At 36.9% G+C, this 20,789-nt stretch carries 17 protein-coding genes; 2 read left to right on the top strand and 15 right to left on the bottom strand.

Features of this window, described 5'->3' with window-relative positions:
• Window positions 1-432 precede the first annotated feature (432 nt).
• The 14 genes from ACQKMH_RS21150 to ACQKMH_RS21085 all read right to left on the bottom strand — a co-directional run bounded on the left by ACQKMH_RS21150 (window position 433) and on the right by ACQKMH_RS21085 (window position 17,128).
• Window positions 433-930: an HAD hydrolase-like protein gene (locus ACQKMH_RS21150; RefSeq protein ID WP_427589355.1), complete on the bottom strand. Its 498-nt coding sequence runs from the start codon at window positions 928-930 to the stop codon at window positions 433-435.
• 119 nt (window positions 931-1,049) lie between these two features.
• Window positions 1,050-1,511 carry a pyridoxamine 5'-phosphate oxidase family protein gene (locus ACQKMH_RS21145; RefSeq protein WP_427589354.1) on the bottom strand — a complete coding sequence of 154 codons (462 nt, stop codon included), beginning with the start codon at window positions 1,509-1,511 and terminating at the stop codon, window positions 1,050-1,052.
• A gap of 53 nt (window positions 1,512-1,564) precedes the next feature.
• On the bottom strand, window positions 1,565-2,140 hold the full coding sequence (locus ACQKMH_RS21140; RefSeq protein WP_427589353.1) for a UbiX family flavin prenyltransferase: 576 nt from the start codon (window positions 2,138-2,140) through the stop codon (window positions 1,565-1,567).
• 55 nt (window positions 2,141-2,195) lie between these two features.
• Window positions 2,196-3,683, bottom strand: coding sequence for a UbiD family decarboxylase domain-containing protein (locus tag ACQKMH_RS21135; RefSeq protein WP_427589352.1), 1,488 nt, complete (start codon window positions 3,681-3,683; stop codon window positions 2,196-2,198).
• 131 nt (window positions 3,684-3,814) lie between these two features.
• Entirely contained in the window at window positions 3,815-4,642 is an 828-nt protein-coding gene (locus ACQKMH_RS21130) for a MerR family transcriptional regulator (protein ID WP_230156646.1), read from the bottom strand.
• A 776-nt stretch (window positions 4,643-5,418) separates the two neighbouring features.
• Window positions 5,419-6,027 (bottom strand): ClpP family protease, encoded by a 609-nt coding sequence (locus ACQKMH_RS21125; RefSeq protein ID WP_427589351.1) that lies wholly within the window; start codon window positions 6,025-6,027, stop codon window positions 5,419-5,421.
• A gap of 778 nt (window positions 6,028-6,805) precedes the next feature.
• Complete coding sequence (locus ACQKMH_RS21120) at window positions 6,806-7,357, bottom strand: hypothetical protein (RefSeq protein ID WP_427589350.1); 552 nt, start codon at window positions 7,355-7,357, stop codon at window positions 6,806-6,808.
• Between the two features lie 474 nt (window positions 7,358-7,831).
• Window positions 7,832-9,061, bottom strand: coding sequence for an MFS transporter (locus ACQKMH_RS21115; protein WP_427589348.1), 1,230 nt, complete (start codon window positions 9,059-9,061; stop codon window positions 7,832-7,834).
• A 52-nt stretch (window positions 9,062-9,113) separates the two neighbouring features.
• Window positions 9,114-10,736: an N-acyl-D-amino-acid deacylase family protein gene (locus tag ACQKMH_RS21110; protein WP_427589347.1), complete on the bottom strand. Its 1,623-nt coding sequence runs from the start codon at window positions 10,734-10,736 to the stop codon at window positions 9,114-9,116.
• 22 nt (window positions 10,737-10,758) lie between these two features.
• On the bottom strand, window positions 10,759-12,237 hold the full coding sequence (locus ACQKMH_RS21105) for a M81 family metallopeptidase (protein WP_427589346.1): 1,479 nt from the start codon (window positions 12,235-12,237) through the stop codon (window positions 10,759-10,761).
• A gap of 40 nt (window positions 12,238-12,277) precedes the next feature.
• Entirely contained in the window at window positions 12,278-13,597 is a 1,320-nt protein-coding gene (locus tag ACQKMH_RS21100; RefSeq protein ID WP_427589345.1) for a transcriptional regulator, read from the bottom strand.
• A gap of 942 nt (window positions 13,598-14,539) precedes the next feature.
• On the bottom strand, window positions 14,540-14,983 hold the full coding sequence (locus ACQKMH_RS21095) for a hypothetical protein (protein ID WP_427589344.1): 444 nt from the start codon (window positions 14,981-14,983) through the stop codon (window positions 14,540-14,542).
• Between the two features lie 21 nt (window positions 14,984-15,004).
• On the bottom strand, window positions 15,005-15,829 hold the full coding sequence (locus ACQKMH_RS21090; protein WP_427589343.1) for a DUF3100 domain-containing protein: 825 nt from the start codon (window positions 15,827-15,829) through the stop codon (window positions 15,005-15,007).
• A 78-nt stretch (window positions 15,830-15,907) separates the two neighbouring features.
• Window positions 15,908-17,128: a M20 metallopeptidase family protein gene (locus ACQKMH_RS21085; protein WP_427589342.1), complete on the bottom strand. Its 1,221-nt coding sequence runs from the start codon at window positions 17,126-17,128 to the stop codon at window positions 15,908-15,910.
• Between the two features lie 639 nt (window positions 17,129-17,767).
• Here ACQKMH_RS21085 and ACQKMH_RS21080 point away from each other — a divergent pair.
• On the top strand, window positions 17,768-17,893 hold the full coding sequence (locus tag ACQKMH_RS21080; RefSeq protein ID WP_427589341.1) for a hypothetical protein: 126 nt from the start codon (window positions 17,768-17,770) through the stop codon (window positions 17,891-17,893).
• A gap of 450 nt (window positions 17,894-18,343) precedes the next feature.
• Window positions 18,344-19,096: a hypothetical protein gene (locus tag ACQKMH_RS21075; RefSeq protein ID WP_427589340.1), complete on the top strand. Its 753-nt coding sequence runs from the start codon at window positions 18,344-18,346 to the stop codon at window positions 19,094-19,096.
• Window positions 19,097-19,195: 99 nt separating this feature from the next.
• Here ACQKMH_RS21075 and ACQKMH_RS21070 read toward each other — a convergent pair whose 3' ends face one another.
• Entirely contained in the window at window positions 19,196-20,785 is a 1,590-nt protein-coding gene (locus ACQKMH_RS21070; protein WP_427589339.1) for a long-chain-fatty-acid--CoA ligase, read from the bottom strand.
• Window positions 20,786-20,789: the final 4 nt, after the last annotated feature.

Below are 20,789 nucleotides of genomic sequence, written 5' to 3'. Positions count from 1 at the left end.
CTGAACAACAATTAGGCGGAAGAACTCGTTAATAGAAATCATATGTAATGTTAGGGATAGTGATTGGACTATCCCTATTTATAATTTTACAAATTTCAAAAAAAAGAAACAGAAACATCAGTGGCTGTTATTTTGCTATGTCACAGTACGATTACACTACATTTATGGAACTCCCTCAATATAGAAAACGAATCTCTCGATTTCTCGTGTTTTCTTAGAGTTTCATAGTCATCTGATTTAGCTGCTTATCAATCAAAAGGATTATAATTTCTGAAAAGGAAAAAAAGACTCATAACCCACTTGTCAATTACAAACAAAAAAATTGTATAATAAAAGGGATTACGATTGCACTGGTTGATATCTGGCGCGTCTACACTTCTCTAGACAGAAAAAATTATGGTTATGTAAATTACCCCTTTGGATACTAACTACTTATTTTACAAATGGAACGGTTAAAATCTCTTCATGCTCTTCACCACTGTTGGCGATAAACGTTGGTTCAGCATTTTTTAACTCTTCAACTGAACCATAACCGTATGCTACAGCTATTGAGTCGATTCCTGCATTACTCGCACCAATAATGTCATGATTCCGATCGCCTATCATAATAAAATCTTTTTTATCTACACCTGGAAAATGAATTAAAGCATGTTGAATAACTTCTGCTTTTGTATTTCCTTCTAAGCTGCTGCCCTCTACGAATTCAAAATAATGGTCGATTTTAAAATACTTTAATATCCCCTCAGCAAATGCTGAAAGTTTGGAAGTCGCTACAACTAATGTTTTGTCTTCCTGTTTCAGTTTTGCTAATAAAGAAGGAATGCGGGGATAAAGTCCATTTTCAAACATCCCTTTTTCTTTAAACCGCTGCCGAAAGAATCCAACTGCTTTATCTACTTCGGCTGGCTGATAGCAAGAAAACCCTGTCATCCGCTTGGGTGACAGGGTTTTCTTTTCTTAATTAACGAAATATAGTAACATCATTGATCTGTAACAGAAGCGAACGAGGCTCCCTTGATGTTTGTTCGATTAGTGAAAGTTGCTGAACTTCACTGACGCATATCCTCAATAGTCTGGCCCCATCGTTCAACGACTTCTTTAGAATTTTTCAACTTTATTTTAATACCAGAGGTGATATCTGCATACTTTGCAACATCCTCACGTGTCGAGACAACCTTAGCCAACAATCGTTCTCTTTGGTATCTTGCAGTTGGCAACTCTTTTAATCTCTCTATTGATAGTCGAATATAATGCGCTTTCCCTTTCCAAAACAGTACCAATGTAGCTTTATGAGTACGTATGATATTGGCTGTAGTCGAAGTCTCTGGCCATAATCCAATTCGTAGTTCCTTACTGGTTATGGCTACAATTTCTCCAACGCTTATCATCGCGGTATGTGGCCATCCATCTTCACTTACCGTTAACAGCATCATGGCTTCATGCTGCTTGTCGGCCAATTCTTTGCCATTTAACAAGTCGAATACCTCTTCTGACATCTCCATTCCAATCATTATTTCACCTTTTTTCCCCTAAGTAATAAACACTAAATCCTCTGGCAATTATGCTATGTTTTGCTGTTATATTTCATCCCATCCCAGCGTTTCGCACCGAAAACATCTATCTCAAATTGATCTAATGCCCTGTATGCCAGATGGTCAATGATATCGTTAACGTTCTCAGGATGATTATAGAATGCTGGCATAGGAGGGAAAATAATGGTCCCCATTTTGGAAAGTGCCGTCATATTCTCCAAATGAATCGTATTTAGAGGGGTTTCTCTTGTCATTAGTAATAATTTTTTTCTTTCTTTCAACATGACGTCCGCAGACCTTGTTAATAAATTATCCGCTAGACCCATGCGAATAGATGCTAGAGTTTTCATACTGCAGGGGGCTACAATCATTCCATCAACCCGGAAAGATCCACTTGATATTCTTGCTGCTTGATCTTTGTAAGAATAGGAATGATCAGCTAATCCCTCCACGTCTTTAACAGAATATGGAGTTTCATGTTGAATGGTGGCATGTGCCCAAGGGGACATGATTAAATGGGTCTCAACTCCACTGTTTTTAAGCATTTGAAGAACCCTTATACCGAAAATGGCTCCAGTCGCTCCTGTAATTCCAACAATGATTTTCATTAATTCCCCTCCTTATTCATTAGTCACTGAATCGAAACTTTGAAATTTAGAGAATTTATACATTGGAGAAACCAGGAACAAATCGCCTTGGATCTACGTCTTTAAATTCTGACCTTTTAAATTCATCTTTTAAATGAAAGGGTACTGTACAGTCAAAAATGGTCTTACAGGAAACCCCTTTTTCCTGAATAGATGGGCTGTAAGCTGGATCTTGCGAAGGATCTAACGGATGACAACGTACTCCAGGAATGAATACTGTATCAACATCACCTTGGTATCGAGTATTTAATGCCCATATAACATCATTGCTATCGAATGGATCCACATCTTCATCCACTATGAAGACATGCTTAAGCTCAGAAAAGGCAGAGAACGCCAACAGTGCAGCTTGTCTTTGACGTCCTTCATCGCTTGGCTGACTTTTCTTAAATTGTAAAACTGCCATGTATTTACCGCCGCCTGAAGTATGGGCATACACATTTAATAATTTGCCTGGCATCGCCTTTTCCACCATTTGAAGTATGCTTGCTTCTGTAGGAATACCAGCCATATTCACATGTTCTTCACTTGGGCCAATGACTGTTTGCATTATTGGATTGATACGATGCGTAACCGCTTTTACTTTGATTAAAGGCAGTTCAGCTACTGCTGAACCCGTATAACCAGGGAATTCCGGCATTGCTTTTCCGGTATTGGTGTTTTGATCTTCTCGAACACGCACCCCGGGAACCAATTCCCCTTCTATCACATATTCAGCATTTGCGATAGCTTTTTCATCAATGGTCAAGCATTGTACTAGTTCAACAGCTTCATTTCTAATCGCTCCTGCAACACTCAATTCATTAAAGCCTAGCGGTGTCGTTGGTGCTTCAAAACAAGCCGCTACTTCAATAGCAGGGTCAACGCCGATACTAATGGAAATAGGTAATGGTTTTCCGGCTTTTTCTGCCTTTTCACGAAAAACTTCTAAATGTCGGCCAGGAACAAAATACATGGACATCTCATCTTTACTTTGTAAACATAAACGATGTATCGTAATATCTGATTCTCCCGTTTCTGAATCAGAGGCATAGCACATGCCTATGGTGATATACGGCCCTGCATCTTCCTCTGTATTCGTAGGTGCAGGAATTAATTTTCTAATATCGAAACCTGGATCTTCTGCATAATGAATCACTTCTTGAGCTTTCGCTTTATCATTTGAAATCGTGATTGGATCAATTGGAGATTTTACAGCCTCATTTAAAAGGAAACCCAGTCGCTCCGGTTTTGTATCAAGCATGAGGCCGACTCTTTCCCGGCTGGCTAAAAGTCCGATCACCACGCTTGCATCTTCATGTCCCAATACATGATTGAAAACCATGGCAGGTCCAATTTTTGTTGGACGCATTACTGTTCCGCCTGCCCCGACATGACGATAAACCCCAGATAGTTCAGCATGTGGATTGACCGGTTCATTTGTTTCAATTAATTGACCTGGAATCGTTTGTAGAAGTTCTAAAGCCGAACGTAAATCAGTTACTTTTTTCTTTTTTGTAGACATTAAAAATCCCCCTAGCATTCATATAATCAGTACCCTATGTACTATTCGGTTTCAACGGAACTATATGATAACGGTTACAGGGAATACATTAATGTGTATTTCTACTATACAGTCAATAGGTATTTGAAAATTCAAGTAATTTTTTCTACAGGGATTTGCAGTTGACAAAAATCAACACTATTATCATTCTCGTAAAAAGTCGTATCTAATAAACAAGCGTCTATAACATCCCCTACAATTCTATAATGATTATCACTAATCCATTGAACCAGCTTATTTAAAAACTCAATATTATATGGCATTCCATATTTATACACGCATGCATATTGCCCAGCAGGCAAGGTTATCATATTCTCCATATCAGGATCTATAAAAGGTAAGGAAGTATATATTCCCGCACCCTCGAAAATATCATCCGTGCCAAGCTTATCCTTTAAAATAACCGTGCCAAATCCCTCGGAAGGAAGCATCTCATGCTTACTTAATACATTCCAAGCTTTCATCAGCGTTAAATGTAATTCCTCTCGGCACAATTTATTTTCAAAGGGTATAAACAAGACATCCCTTTCAGGAAATTCTTCTATAATAGGTTTATCCAATTCACTCTTAATATTTTTGGCTTCTGAATATTTCATTAATCTCTGTTGAATAAAGGTGCGAGTATTCATTAAGGTATTTATTTCTTTATCTATGAATTCTTGATGAAATTCCAAAAGTGACATGGCAGTAGTCAAATTGCGATTTCCAATATGGTGCTTAATATCATTCAGTTTGATGCCAATCGACTTCAAAAAGCAAATTTCCCTTAGAAATGGAATCTGAACTGCACTATAATACCGATAACCGTGTTCATCTATATGTACAGGTTTAAATAATTCAATCTTATCGTAATAAATGAGTGTTTGCCTTGAGATACTGTGAATGGAAGCCATTTCACTGATCGATAAATAATTCTCCAATTCTGTTCCTCCTCTACCAAGCCCTTTTCAAAGATACGTCTTTAGTCATAAATAAACTATTACTTCTTGTCATATAGGTGGAAATGATGGGAATCTCGACGAATAAAACAAACAGTATACTATATCAAATCGAGAGAAAGATAATTTGAATGTTTATTTCTATATCAAATTTAAAGCATCGTACAAATTAAAGAATACCCCTCTTTAATTTTCATCTTTATTAATGGCGTACCTATTCCTTCAGCTCTTCTCCCCGCACTTTACCATTTTTTCAAAATGAAAGAATGGTATATCCAAGACTAAGTCTATGAATAATAAAGTACATCATTGGAATAGAAATAATTTGTGGAAAGGTGCTTGTTAAATGAATCAACAAAAAGTAACAAGTAAATTAAGGTTAAGATGCTACAGCTGCAGAACGTAAGCATTATGAAAAAATACATACTGTTGATCTTATCACTTTTTGTATTAATTGCATTTTTGATTGTGTTAGTCATTTTTAAGAAAGAAAGTACTTTACGGTCTTTTCTCGCTAATAACGAACAAAAGTTGTCCCAAAACACACCACATATGTAGTATATTTTGGGGCTACTTGACGTTTACCAAATTTAGCGTTCATAGTTGAATGTTTATTTTTTAATTTTATTGTTTGTTTGCATAGACTCAACACTATAATCGACAAGATTCACGTTTTTCTTCAATAAAATAATTGAATAATATCTTTAGTAACAGGATGAAGGAATTACAATCAATTATACTTCCTTATTACCTAACAATTAAATTATTTCATGTACTATTCCTAAACTCAATCCTTCGTCATTTGCAAACATGTACCATTCTTCATCTCCCTTTTCATTATACAATTCTTCTGAGATGTTGGTATTTTCCACAATAAAATCCTTAATACGATTATCTAAACGATCATAGAAATTCATTGTATTTTTAGCCTTCTTAGAAGTTGATTGAACAGACATACTGCCATCATGTATGAGAATTATTGTATTGGGATATGCTTTTCTATAATGTCCACTAATCAACAGTAACGCACCCATAGAAACACAAGAGCCTACACCTATGGTTTCAACTTTCGTTTTACTTGATTTAATAGCATCAATGGCAGAAAAACCTGCCACTACATCCCCACCATCAGATGTTATATAAATTTGTATTGTCTTTCTTTTATCTATTGGAATATTTAATTCTTCATCTTCTCGATTCCATTCTTGAATCCAATAAACAATTTTATTGACAATGGTTGTATCCACATCATAATTAAAATAAATTTTCCGTTCTTTTAGTCCAAGGTAAAACTGATACTCCTCAAGAGAGTCAGGTAAACTTCCTATTATTTCCAAATATTCTTTATTGAATTCAACGTTTTTCATTATAAAATCCTCCTTAATAATATGTGGAGATACAGTAAGAAAAAGGGTAATTACACAATCATGTCTATTTATTAATTTATTCAGCAATAACAAGCTCTGCAACAGCATTCATCATCATTTTCAGTCCATTATTTTTTAGGACATAGTTAAGTGAACTAAGAAAACAAAGCAAAAAGAATTAAGAGAGCTATTCCCTTTTTTTTTGTAAAAAACTTCTTTTGGGCAAACTTTAAACATAATGTATTCTAGCGAGTTCTATACCTAAATATATTATAATTTGTTTACACAACTAAGTTGCTAATAAAAAACAAGAGAAAAATCATGTTCCAGTTTGTAGACAAAAAGAGTTCTATCTAACTTTCAAATCAAAGTTGATTGAAACGGAAGGGCGAGACTTATGCGGGAATAGTGCGTCCAAGGGAGATCCCACATGCGCTCCCGGACCGCCCGCGGAAGCGAATGCCCTACGTTACACTCAACGTTCAGGTTTATCTAAAGTCTTAAACAAGAGAAAACATCTCTTGTTCTGCTCTTAAAAATAATTAATATTAACAGTCATTATTAGTAATCGATGTTCGTTTCCATTTGGAATCAATCTTTTTTTAATAGTTTTTTCAATACCACTATTTTTTTAGACTCCTGCTTCATTCATAAGATCTGTTATGGTATTTCCATCTTTTTCAATACCATTTATTCACCTTAACGATTACTGGATTTGGATTCTAAAAAAAGACTGCCATTAGCAGCCCTTATGGATTTATTTATCATATTCAGATGGTCAAACTAACCATCTAGTGAATAGACCGTAATCAGTGACGACCATTTCATCATTCTCGTTATAACCGACATTCTCTAAACGCAAATCAATTGGTATAATACCGTATGTCAGGAATTTTAATTCCAACTTGATCAGTTTCGTATATTCATTGAATGCAAACGGCACATTCGTTTCCACCTTATTCATGATAATCCAGCCCGTCCCATGCTCCTTAACCGGACATATACACTGTTTGACTGCCTCATGACAGTTATTATATATATAGGCTTCATTTGCATTGCTTATTAATCCTACTTCTGACAATGCGATTTTTAAAATATAGCCATTATTTAAATCATAGACGACCCGGTTAAAACCATACCCGATCATTTTATACTTGAATTTCAGAGTTTTGTTAGCAGTAACCATTTGTTGATCTGCCGTTTGGAGAAATTGGATTGTTCCTATTTGAGATATCCAGGACTCAATGGCTTTTATCTCTTGCTGGGACAGCATTTTACTTTCATTCGGCTGGTTTATTATTTCCTTACCATTGTTATTAATTGGCCACATTCTCTAAACGTCTCCTTTTTAAATTTTTTCTTGCATGATGGATTTTCCAAGGATATGAAATAACAAGTACATGGAAGAAGCAATAATAAACAAAAGATATAAATTAGGCTGTTATTGGAAAAGAGTAATTGTACAGTTTTGAATGTTAAGAAGTAGGAAAGATATTCTATTTGCCGTTCCTAAGTCATTTTCATCATCCACGGATTTATTACCAAGCATGTTCTCAGATTCTCAAGATTTTTCCTTCGATATATATATATGACTTTTATATAGAAACGGCTTGTACTGTAGCTGAAGATACTGGCAAAAGTATACACTTATTCGAATGAAGGAAGGAGAGAGAGAGAAAAGGGCTTATTTTTGAAATCTTCTTAAATAAATTCAAAAACCCCGGGGTGGTTTTAAAGACCAGATCCGGGGTTTTCTTCTTTTCATTTTTGATAAGTATGTTTTACAAGATGGACTCTTCATGAATTATGCTAATAAGTCAACATCATTTGGTTGCTCCATATGATTATTCTTTTTAATGGAAAGCGCAGCAATTATTGAAATTGCGGAACATGCGATTAAGAACCAAAAAGCCCCATTGTAGGATCCTGTAAGGGTGATGATAAAGCCCATGACAAGAGGAGATATGAAACCTGCTGCCTGTGCCCCCATATTAATCACTCCCATCGCAGAACCGATAACCTTTTTAGACATGATTTTATGCGGCAAAGCAAAAGCAACTGTAAAGGCAAAGCTTTTAAAGATCATACAAAGATTCAAATAAACCATTGCAGCTACTAAGGAGGTCGACGTAAACATCAAATATAGGAATATCCCTGACATAAGCATGCCAAATGCCGCATAATATTTTTCCAAATTATTAAAAAATCGGTCAAGAAGCCATCCACTGAACAACATAGCAACTCCCGTTGAGATACCTGGTAACGCTGCATAAAAACCCATGGACAAGAGATCCATCCCTCTAGCTTCCATCAAATAGGATGGTATCCAGGAAGAAAGTCCCCAGTTTACTATTCCGGCAGCAAACCACATGACAGTTATTTTCCACAATCCAGAATTCGCCAACAATTCCTTCATAGGCACGCTATTCTCTTTTAATGCCTTGTTTGTAACAGTGCTTTCTTTTGGTTTAAAAAACAACCAGAATGCAATTGTTAACAATATTCCTAGCAACCCAATTACATAAAACATGTTTCTCCAGCCCATAAATAATATCATCGGCGCAGCCACCAGTGGGGCAAGTGCCATTCCAAAATAATTGGAAGACATTAAGTAAGCAGAAGCCTTTGGCCTTTCATCCCGGGGAAAATAATCCGCAATCCCCTTTTGGGAGGCTGATGGATACCCTCCTTGTCCAAGTCCAAAGAGAAAACGTATGATAAGTAACGAAATAAGAGACCAAGCAAAACCGGTAAATACGGTAAAAACCGACCACACGATGATGGACCATATTAAGACTTTTCTCGAGCCCAATTTGTCTGTCAGCCATCCTCCTGGTATTTGCATGATAGCATAGGATAAGAAGAAGCTACTTAAAATTGCCCCGACAGCAGCAGCATCCAAATTAAATTCTTCCTTAATAGATACAACAGCCACACTCATGACCATCCGATCCAAATAATCAACCAGATAACCCACAAACAGTAAAAATAATATAAAGTGCTTATTTTGGGACACTCCAATGGAACGCTTCATCTTATTCCTCCCTTTTCTACTCATTTTTCGCAGGCAAATTAATTGAAATTATTTATCGACCCTGAAATGTTCCCACTGTATCAATTTTTGACCTTGGAGTACTTTTGATTACTTTCCCATCTCGTGCTCCTGTGTATTCCCCCTGGTAAACGGTTAATTTTCCGTTTATATAAACTGCAAGTATACCTTCTGGCTCTAATAGCGGATTCTCAAATGTAGCTCGATCTTTAATTTTGTCAGGATCGAATATAACAATATCTGCCTGATAACCCGTTTTTATTAACCCCCTATCCTTTAATCTCATCAGCTGCGCAGGGGCACCTGTCATTCGACGAATGGCTTGTTCAAGTGTCAAAGCTCCTTCTTCCCTAACATATTTTCCTAATACTCTCGGAAATGTCCCATATAACCGAGGATGCGGCTTTCCACCAAAAATCCCATCAGATCCTACCATTTGCAGTGGATGACACATACCCAGCAGAACATCTTCTGCAAAACCCCAATGAATAACCATGGCAACATTTCCCTTTTCCTCTATCAGAATATCAAATGCGGCATCTTCAGGGGACTGCTGCCTAATTTCTGAAATTTCAATCATATTTTTTCCTTCTAAGCTTTTATTCGAAGTAGTTTGAACGGATGTAATTATGATATTTTTCCAGCCACAATTTAACACCCAATTTTCATATTCTGTGTTTGTTTTAAATTCTTCCGTGATTCTTTTTCGTACTTCTGGAACACCCAATCGAATCAGCATTTCTTCCGTTCCCCCTGAATGCATCCAAGGCGGAAGTATGGCATGAAAAACGGTTGAAGCGGCTGAATATGGATATTGATCAAAAGTAATTTCAATTCCTTCCTGTCTAGCGGCATTCATCTTGTCCAACGCTATCTTAAATTTATCCCGATTTCCCTGGCCGATTATCTTAAAATGGGAAATATGTAATCTCACACCTGATTGTCTGGAGGCATCTACGACTTCATCCAAAGCAGTTAACGAGTGAATGCTTTCATTGCGGATATGGACAACGAAACAGCCGTCATATTTCGCAGTACCCTTACATATTTCAATTAATTCATCCTTATTGGAAAAAACGTTTGGCGGATATACCAAACCTGAGGACAAGCCTACTGCTCCTGAACGCATTCCTTCCTCGACCAGCAAACGCATTTTTTCCAATTCTTGTTTAGTAGCCGCTCTATCCTCAAATCCCATAACCAAGGAACGGACCGCGCCATGAGGTATTAGGTAAGCAGCATTGCCTATCATCTTTGACTTATCTAGAAATGAAAAATATTCATCAATGCTATTCCAGGGCCACTCCCCGATATCGCCATTTAGTCCACTTAATTGTTTTTGCCATAACGGCTTTGTTTTTTCTGATACAGGAGCGACAGAAATGCCATCCTGTCCAAATAATTCTGTAGTCACACCCTGAAGTGCCTTTATTTTATGAACTTCCGGAACGGTGCAGAGCAAATCAGAATGGACATGAGGATCAATAAACCCTGGGGAAACTGCCAACCCATTGGCATCGATAGTTCGTACAGCTTGTTCACCGCTTAAATTTCCCATAAAAACAATTTTTCCATCCTCTATTCCAATGTCAGTTTTCGTCCATGGGTTTCCTGTTCCATCATAAACCCTTCCATTTTTTATTATTACGTCTAGCATTTGATCACATCCTATATTTTAGTTAGACTAATAAATTATTTAAACTAGAATCAAAAGGGTAAATAGGTCTGCTTATATTCTTGTAATTAAAGGTTGATAGCTTTGCACTGCTTAACCCTGGCGAGTCAATCGTTATAATTTCTTTAGCAATAGGCATGAAGGCTGCCCGGAAATGGTGAGATGATTTCAATCCAACAATACTTGATTTTTCAACATCTATTCCATGAAGGAGGAAAATTTGTTCATCAAATGTCTGTGAATTTACAGAGCATACAATGATATCCACGTTTCCAACCAATAATCTTGCACTTCTACCCAGGTTTACTTTGCTTCCTTTCCACATCGGTGAGGATTGAATAAACTTGCCATCAGACAGACTTTTTACATAAGCTGATATTTTTAGAGGGCTGCCGTGTAATGTATCTGTTTTACCGCCTAATTCGACTTGAATTAGGGAACCCACACCTTCTTTATGCGCCATTTCCGCAACTCCTGGATCAAAAATAAATCCAAAGCAGCTATTTGGGATGTTTGCTTCAATCATTTCCTTCAATAAAAATGTGCCATCTCCCGGTGTACCCGCACCAGGGTTATCGGAAGCTTCATTAATGATGATGGGCATTTCCTTCTGGGAGGAAGCATATGTAATGGCTTTCTTTGGTGAAGGCAATATAGGAAAAAATTCATCTTTCTTCTCAAAAATTCTAACAGCTATATCATCTGAAATTTTTTGTGCTAATGAGGGTTCATTGTGCGTAATGGCAATTACTGAAACTCCTGCGTGAGGGATATCTGAATATGGGAAGCCGTGAAATAAGGTACAATCAAGCACCTTAGGATGTTTTTCCCATTCCTGGCACCATTCATTGATTTCTTTAATTGGAGAATAGTAGGAAGTAGTAGTAGGAATAAGTAATGGTAATTTAGTTAGAGACATTTCCGGGTTAACTTTACCTTGAATGATACGAGCAGTTACATCAATCGCTTCTATCCCCCTTTCATAGGAATCCGTATGAGGGTAATCTATATTGCCGAGTAGTACATCTGCTTCTTTAACCATGGTTTCCGTAATATTACCATGCAGGTCCAAAGCAGCTACGATTGGTATTTCTGATCCCAAAATGCTTCTTAATTCCGATAAAATCTCACCTTCAATATCGTCAATACCTTCTGCTACTCCTGCTCCATGAAGAAATAGACAAATCCCGTCCAGTTTGCCCGAATTCATAATGCTTGATATTAATAGATTTTTTGCTTTTTGAAACGTTTCAGGTGTTATCGTACCTGATGGATTGGCCATGGCTGCAAAGGTCGGCACAATTTCAATCCCTAGCTCTTCTCCCCGATGGATCATCCCACCCAAATAATCCAATACACCAGTATGCCTATCGAGAAGTTCCTCTCCTTGGGTCCATTCCCATACTTTAAATAATTCGACTGTCGTTCTTACTCGAGAAAACGTATTCGTTTCGTGAGCCAACTGACCAATTGCTATTCTCATTAAATTACCCCTTTCTTTACTAGTATGAATAATAAAAATCTTATCTGACTGACTCCTTAAAAAATTGTAATTCATACAGCTGTCGCGGTCTCCCCCGGTGTATGGGCTGTTCCTCACCAACGATGACAGCTAGATTCGTATTCTCAAGAGTATTCAGGATTCTCCTTGCACTCCTAATCGTTAAACCTAGTCCGTTAGCAAGATCATTTGCTGTGATGCTTTTATTGCCAAAGCACTCACAAAAGGAAAGTAATTTGTTTATGGTTGCAATACTGAGTCCAGCTGTCTTTGCTAAGCTCATTAGTTTTGGGTCATCACTCCGCAAGGAATATTTCAATCTCCCATCTTTTCCGACAGGACCAAATACTGTTCCATCCATGTCAACCACAAAACAGCTCGGTTTATTCACTTTTGCTTTCATTAGTGCCTTACGAGCACTCACTTCTGCTTCGTTTGCTGTATGTCCAAACCCAATCCCGATGGTGGTCTCTACATCAATTTTCATGGCTATCTCATCTAATAACGGAGCTTTTTTATATTTTTGGGTCGTACTTTCAATGGCGCCACGTGTGGTTATAAATCGAACGACATCTCGTTCTGACCAGTCAAAAATAGCCTGGGCCTCTTCGCAAAAATCTATTAGGAGGTTTTGCAGTTCAGCCTTTTTACGCTGTTCTCCATATTCTGATAAGGGCTTATTTATAGAAGAAAGCAAATTATTAAAATGAAGGATTCCAATGGCAATTTGTGTATCGCTTTGAAGCAAGGCCTTCCCCTCTAAAAGAACATTATTCAGACTAGTTCGAATCGCAGACATGGTAGGGAGAACCCTAAAAACTAACACCCCTAGCCCTTTTAACGATTCGTAGACGGAATTAACACACGTAACGGCCACTTGTGTTTGCTTATTCTTCCACAGTTCATAATGAAAATGAACCAATTCATCGGCTTTTTGACCGGTTTTAAGAAATATTTTTTCAGGATATATTTCTAAATCCTCAAGACATTCTTTTACTTCTCTATTTGGCAATGTGTCTATGCTGATCCTCAACGGTGCTTTTATTGGATTAAAAGAAGTTTCTGTAATGATCTTAAAAAGAGTCCGATATAAAGATGTGCCCGTCGATGGAATAAAAACCATTGGCTTAGTAATATTTTGATTCTTTGCTATTTGATAAGGGATGATGCCTAAAAAGAATAAAACATCCGCCTCGTCGACTCTTTTATTAATCACATTCATTGTTTCCTGTTCATGATTGTAAGGAGCAGGTAACATGGTAATGTCGGAGTATGATTGGCCGATGGAAATCACTAGTTCTACTAAATCAATAGGACCTATAACTAATACTTTTGTATTCATGCATCCTCCACCCTTATTTTCAAATAATACTGAATAGTAAGTTTTTATTATTGTTTTAACTTTAACTACCTAAATATTAAAAGTAAATGTCTGTTAATGGACCGAAATACGATTTTTTTGAGCCGTCAGTTATTTATTTGATCTTTCTCCACTCCATTTCCACCAGAGGATACTATATGTTCGTATATTCAGTTTATTAATAGACCCGGACCATTAGGATCTATTATCCTTATCATACGTTAATCGGGCGATATTGGAAAAACATGTCTATTTCCCACATATATCGACTGTAAAACCCCTATTTCCTCCATCACCACTAATCGGGGATATAAATGATCCATCGCATATTTTGGGCTAAATTAATAAAAGAACTGATTTAAAAGATTCATATGAAGGCGTACTATTTTAAGGTTAATTAGAACTTACTGAAAAGACATAGGGGAAAAAATTTTCATTAAAGAACACACAACTATTCACTAATGAATTTAAAATATTATTCACATTAAAATCAACTTGGAAAAGTATCTCCAAGCTCATTCGTTTTATTATCTATATTTTTTCCATTAATAAGAAAATACCTTACTAAACATTTGCAATCCTCTGGCTGCTTCAATGTTAAAGAGTATACAGGGCTTTATATTGCGTAGGATATTTTGCTAATCCTATCTCATATCCATTGGAAATAAGATACCAATTCCAGGAACCTAATACTTCAGTTCTAACTGGGGAAATTAATGCTTCCATTGCATAAAAAATGCCCGATTCCAAGATTAGAATCAGACATTTTATAAAGCTATTAAAGGTAAGGTAAAACTGTGCTGCTCTTTTGACATCTCATACAGCGTAGACACCTTCATTATTCGTTCTATAGTCGCCATAAGCTCTTTCAATTTTTCGTTTCCTTGATTTTAAGTTAAATACGAGTAGCACGATCACAATAACTTAATGGAATTTACCAGTTAATCTAAAACCAATTTCTGCAACTAGAGTTGATAGTAAAAATGTTCCTGTATATACAACCAGAGAGATAACGACTATACGCCATCCTAATTTTTTAAATTCTTTCAAATCTTTCCCGAAAGAAAGGCCAGCATAAGCCAAAATAGGTGTTGCCAAGGCCATAAAATTAACTTGTTCTGTTACTTTAATGATTGATGCGTTTCCTGGGAAAATCGGAGTTGTAACCAATAAGGCCAACATAGAAACCCAAACAACAATTGGTAGTTTAATAGGGGAGATTTTCGCGAATAAGAACCCTAATATCGTTACAGCAACAATAATCATCATACCTGGTAATGCGTCAATTGGTGAAACATTGTATCCAACCCAGTTTCCCATAATAGCTATTATCCCAATAATTATAAAAGTCAATATTTTATCTTTCATTTACATTCTCCCCTTTATGTCCTATGATCCAATATTTTTCATTTGATCTTTTTTTGACTTTCGCCCTAAAATAGGCTCAAATTTTTTGTATAAATAGTTTGTTAAAGGAAGAGAAAAGAATACACATATATACGTTCCTAAAATTGTTGTAATTAAGTTAGCAGCACCAGCAAAAACGGCGATATCCTTTGCGGATTCTGGGAATATAACAGCTAATGCTCCTGACATGGCAGCCATCATACTACCTGAACCTACACCCGCACCCATGGCTAGTGAAATTGGATGAAACCAACCAGTTTGAGCCAAAAAACTTGCTAACACTGACAGATATAAAGCTCCAAACAAAGTACCACAAACATATACGCCTAGTGCTCCCCGTCCTTCTGGTGAATCCGAGCCATATTTTTCAGCAATAATGGCTAAGTTAGGTTCTCTATCGATTGAAAAAGTAGCACCGACTGCTTCTCTTTTCATTCCAAGTAATAAAGCAATTGGCAAACCTAATAGGATTGTCCCTGCGAAATGTCCCACTTCTTGTAATCCTAAAGAAATCCCGGCATCAAATATCTTCGGCAATGAAGGCCCCATTAACATTCCCAATTTGGCTACAAAAAGCATGAATGATATACCTAAAATATTGGCCGCAACATTCATTTCCTTCATTTTTAAAATTTTTAAAGAAGGTAAACTAATAATGGCTCCGATAATTAATGCATACAACATTGGAAATAATGCAATGGCTCCAATCCCAATGTTAAACGTTTTTACGCCAATAAATTCTGTAACACAGACTAATATCAAAACAAATAAATGAATTTTCCAATTACGCAGAGAATTCCCTTCCACTTTATTACACTCCTTTTCTAAAAATTATGCTGATTCTAAAAGGAAAACCAACACTATTTTTGCTTAGTATTTTTTAACTTATTGAATTTTTTCAGTCGTATTTATAGCTAGTCCTACGATAAGGGAAATCCCTTGGATCATCGCTTTTTCATCTGGTAAAAATACGTCACTATGCAGTTTCATCGGATCCTCTGGGTTTTCTCCTACTCCTAAGAAGACAAATGTACCCGCGACCTTTTCTAAATAGAAAGCAAAATCTTCACTTGCCATACTTGGTTTAGTCAACCACTGCACTGAGTTTTCTCCAAATAAATCAGTAGCAATAGCAGCAGCATGTTCATTAAATTTTGGATCATTCATTGTAACAGGATACCCCACTGTAAAGTTATAGTTTATTTCAACTTCTAATTTAAGTGCGGAAGCCACTCCTTCGATAATACGTTGAATACTTGCAGCCACTTCCTTACGAGTGTTCGCATTCAGTGTTCGTACAGTTCCTTTAAAACTAGCTTTTTCAGGAATAATATTATAGCCATCTCCTGCTTCAATTGTTCCGATTGTAATAACAACAGAATCTACTGGATCTGTTTCTCTGCTAACAATTGTTTGTAGAGCTGTTACAACATGGGCAGCACCCACAATAGCATCTACTCCTTGATGCGGTGCTGCCCCGTGACCTTGTTTACCTTTTAATACAACATCAAAAGAATCCATACTTGCCATTATCGCACCATTTCTAAAACCATATGTTCCAGTAGCTAATTCAGGCCAAACATGAAAAGCAAAAGCATGGTCAACGGGAGGGTTGCTTAATACACCTTCTTCAACCATCATTATTCCTCCGCCTTTCATCTCTTCAGCAGGTTGAAAAATGAATTTTATTGTACCTGAAATAAGATGCTTATTTTGAGATAAAATATTAGCGGCAGATAGTAACATTGCGGTATGCATATCATGTCCGCAAGCATGCATAACCCCAGGATTTTTAGATTTGTAGCTTACATCTGTTTTCTCCTGAATAGGTAAAGCATCAATATCAGCTCGTAAAGCAAGCACAGGCCCCTCTTTATCTCCACGAAGAATACCCACTACTCCTGTCTTAGCTACTCCGGTTGTCACTTCTATTCCAAGCTCTTTTAAATAATTCGCAATAATTTCAGCCGTTTTATGCTCTTCAAATCCAAGTTCAGGATTTTCATGGATCATTCTTCTTAATCTCACAGCTTCTTCATATATTCCAGATGTTTGCTCTACTATTTCAGTTGACTTTATTGAATTTGACATTTTTTTGATACTCATCATCATTCATCCCCTAAAGAAAATTAAATACAAAATATTCTAACTATAATAATAATATTTCAGTTTAAAAAACTTTCATTATAATAAAAAAATGATTATTTCGAAAAAACCTTATTATTTGAAAATTCTTAATAGATATTGTTATACTACCATTTCAAATATTGACTGTAAATATTGAAAATATAAAAAAATCATTATTCTCTATAAGCGAGTGTTCCAGAAGAAGAACAAAGAGCCAAGATGTTCGAGGAACAATAGTCTTGAGGGCCGGATTTGTACAAGATAAGGAAAGCCATGAAAGCGATTCATCAAGTATCGGAAAGAGTTTGCTTTTAAGGACGTGTACGACTTTAGCAAAAGATCATAAAAAAGCGAAACTACGTTATTGAAGTATCGCACCTGTATGTTGGATTATGGAAAATATACAAAGAGCAGTAGAGCTTATCCCAGTTGTAAATGATCATGCAGAATGGAGGTCGAAGCGTTTATTTAAGTGAACGTCTAGATCAGTATGTAGCAACTCACCTATATTTTTTTTGAAATTAACTGGAACACTTTTCCTACCCCTTTTTTATCTTATTATGTTTTATCTACTATTTTTTGGAGACCTTAAAAATAACTACAATAAGGAGGGGTATAGTGAAAACAGAAGACGAAAAAACCTCAGAAGGCTTAAATGAGATTTTTGAAATTATTAATGCTAAAGGTGACATTGAAGAATTAAAAGAAATCGTCCAAAAATCTGATGAACAAATAAAAAAGTAAAATAAACTGAGAGGATTTATTATCATCTCAGACTGTAAACAACTCAAAATTAACTGATTTTACCCTACAGTTTTTTTGAGGGGGTGTAAAATGTGAACGTTGATTTCCACTACAGGCACTCGCTTTCCGCGGGCTGTCCCTTGGACACGCTTTTCCCGCAGGAGTCTCGTACCCTCCGTTCCAATCAACTTTGGTTTTAAATTTAACTGGAACCATACGATATGTAGCCTCATCCCAGTGAACCCAAAAAGTTAGACACTTTATTTCAATAAGCAGCCTTGAGGGCATGAACCCGGTAATCTACCGGGCTCATGCCTTTTAATTTCTTCAGATACCCAACCCCACCATTTGCGAAGAAATGGTATATTATAGTTTATGACATCAATGGTTTAAGACAGGGAGTGATGAAGTATCCGTAAAAGATGGATCATTTCAACAATTGTTGGATTATTGCTTATTTTTTTAAGTGTAATTGCCTTCAATTATTTCGAGAGCGATAAAACTGAAAAAGGGAAAAATGCGGAAACCAAGGAGTCCAAAATTCCAGAGGTTCAGGAATATGGCGGGACCCATCTTGAAAAAGTCGGCGATAAGGTTCGCCAAAAAAATTGGGGAACCTTCACATTACTTGAAACGAAGTCTATTAATGAGTCATTTGAATTGGCACCCATGGTCATTACAATCAAGGATATCCGCAGAATTCAATTATCTTCACTCACAGATGAAGTAAAGGAGGAGCTCAAGTCCTATACGGGATTGAGTTTTGAAGAGGCCTATTCGATATATTATAAAGAGAATTTATCCATGGAGGAAATCGATCAAAAGGCTGCGTTTTCTAAAACGGATATTGATGAAGCGGTTTCCTATCTAGAGATAACTTATTCTGTTGAAAATAAAGATTCGAAGGAACTTCAGTTCTTCAGCATGGAAAATGTTACTTTCAATAACGACCTTACATATGATGTGCCTTCTAAAAATTTCATCCATTCCGGAGATACGTTTATGGGGACAAAAAAAGTAAGTCGATCAGATTACCAACCAAGAGAAATACGAGAAGGCACAATTGGATTATTAGTTGATTCAGAAGAAAACATCGAGGAGCTCGATTCCTTTGCATTCACTACCGATGATATAGCGGATGGTGAGACACATGAATTATTGGTGGATGGGACTTCATTTGAAATTCCCCTAAAAGGAAAGTAGTTTTCACGAGTATAATAGAAAACCCTAAATAAGTGGAACCTCGAAAAAAGGTTTCACTTATTTAGGGTTTCATATGAGCTCCCTTACGATAACTGATACTTATTTCTGCGTTACTTCCTCCATTAATATTCTACGCAATATTTTCCCTACAGCTGATTTTGGCAGTTGTTCCCTGAACTCAAAACTTCGCGGCACTTTGTATCTGGCCAATCTCTGCACGCAAAACTCCCTGATTTCCTGCTCCGTGACTGACTTTCCTTTCTTTAAGACTATGGCCGCATTAATCGTTTCCCCTCGGTATGTATCCGGAATTCCATATACACATGTCTCTTTTACAGCTGGATGCTGATAAATGATATCTTCCACTTCGATTGGATAAACATTATAGCCGCTTGCTATGATCATATCTTTCTTTCTTCCTACTATATAAAAATATCCTTCTTCATCCATCGTCGCGATGTCCCCCGTGTATAGCCAGCCGTCACGTAAAGCAGTTACCGTTTCCTCAGGATTATTCCAATACCCCTTCATTACCTGCGGTCCTTTAATGATAAGTTCACCTATTCCCCCTGTTGGCAATTCATCTGTCCCTGTTTTCAAATCAACGATTTTGGCATCAGTATTAGGATATGGAATTCCAATACTTCCTGGCTTTTTTTGTCCCATTACAGGGTTCCGATGTGTTGTAGGTGAAGTTTCAGACATGCCGAACCCTTCCGATATCGAAATGCCTAATTTTTTTTCGAATTGATGGATGATTTCTATCGGGAGCGGGGCTGAACCGCAGCTGCAGTACTTTAAGCAACTTAAATCATCCGCCGTTAAATCCGGATGATTCAATAAGGCGATATACATGGTCGGGACGCCTGGGAAAATCGTTGGCCTATGTTTCCGTATCAAATCTACCACCTTGTTTATTTCGAATTTTTCTAATGTGATATAAGTCGATCCGGCATATATGGCACTATTCAATCGTCCATTACCAAACACATGAAATAATGGGGTCAATCCAAGCATTCGTTCGCCGGGTCTTTGGAGTAGAAGCGAATTTGCCGTAAAGGAAAAGTCTTGAAAAACATTGGAAACCAAATTAGAGTGCGTGAGCATGACTCCTTTTGATTTACCTGTAGTCCCACCTGTATATTGAAGTACAGCCAAATCTTGCTCGGGATCGATGGCCAATGCAGGAAGTACCATATCCACCCCGGATAAATCCGTTCCACTTTTCAGTATTGTTTCCGCAGAAATAAACGTTAGCTTGTCAGAAAAACCAGCCAGCACCAATTTATCCAGTTGTTCCTCACGACCGATGAACCAGGTCGCTTCAGAATCACTTAAAATATATGCTAATTCACTTGTCTGATACATGGGGTTTACTTGAACGACCACTCCACCCAAACGATGTATGGCATAATAGGCGATGATATATTCTAGACAATTTGGCAGCATGATTGCTATCCGATCATTTAATTGAAATCCCTGATTGTATAAATCCACGGCAAAACAATCTGATGCATTCTTCAATTCCAAATAAGTCAGTTCCCTCTCTCCATCTATGACTGCTTTGCAGGTAGGGTAATGATGGGCCGAACGCTCTAAAAGTCCGTATAATGACAATGAGGGAATCTCCATTACAGAAGGGGTTCCTTTTGGATAAAATTCATGCCAAATTTTAGTCAAATTCTTCACACCT

It is taken from the genome of Peribacillus sp. NPDC097895, assembly GCF_050277555.1.
Classification (GTDB): Bacteria; Bacillota; Bacilli; order Bacillales; family DSM-1321; genus Peribacillus.
This window is presented reverse-complemented; position numbering and strand designations above follow the sequence as displayed.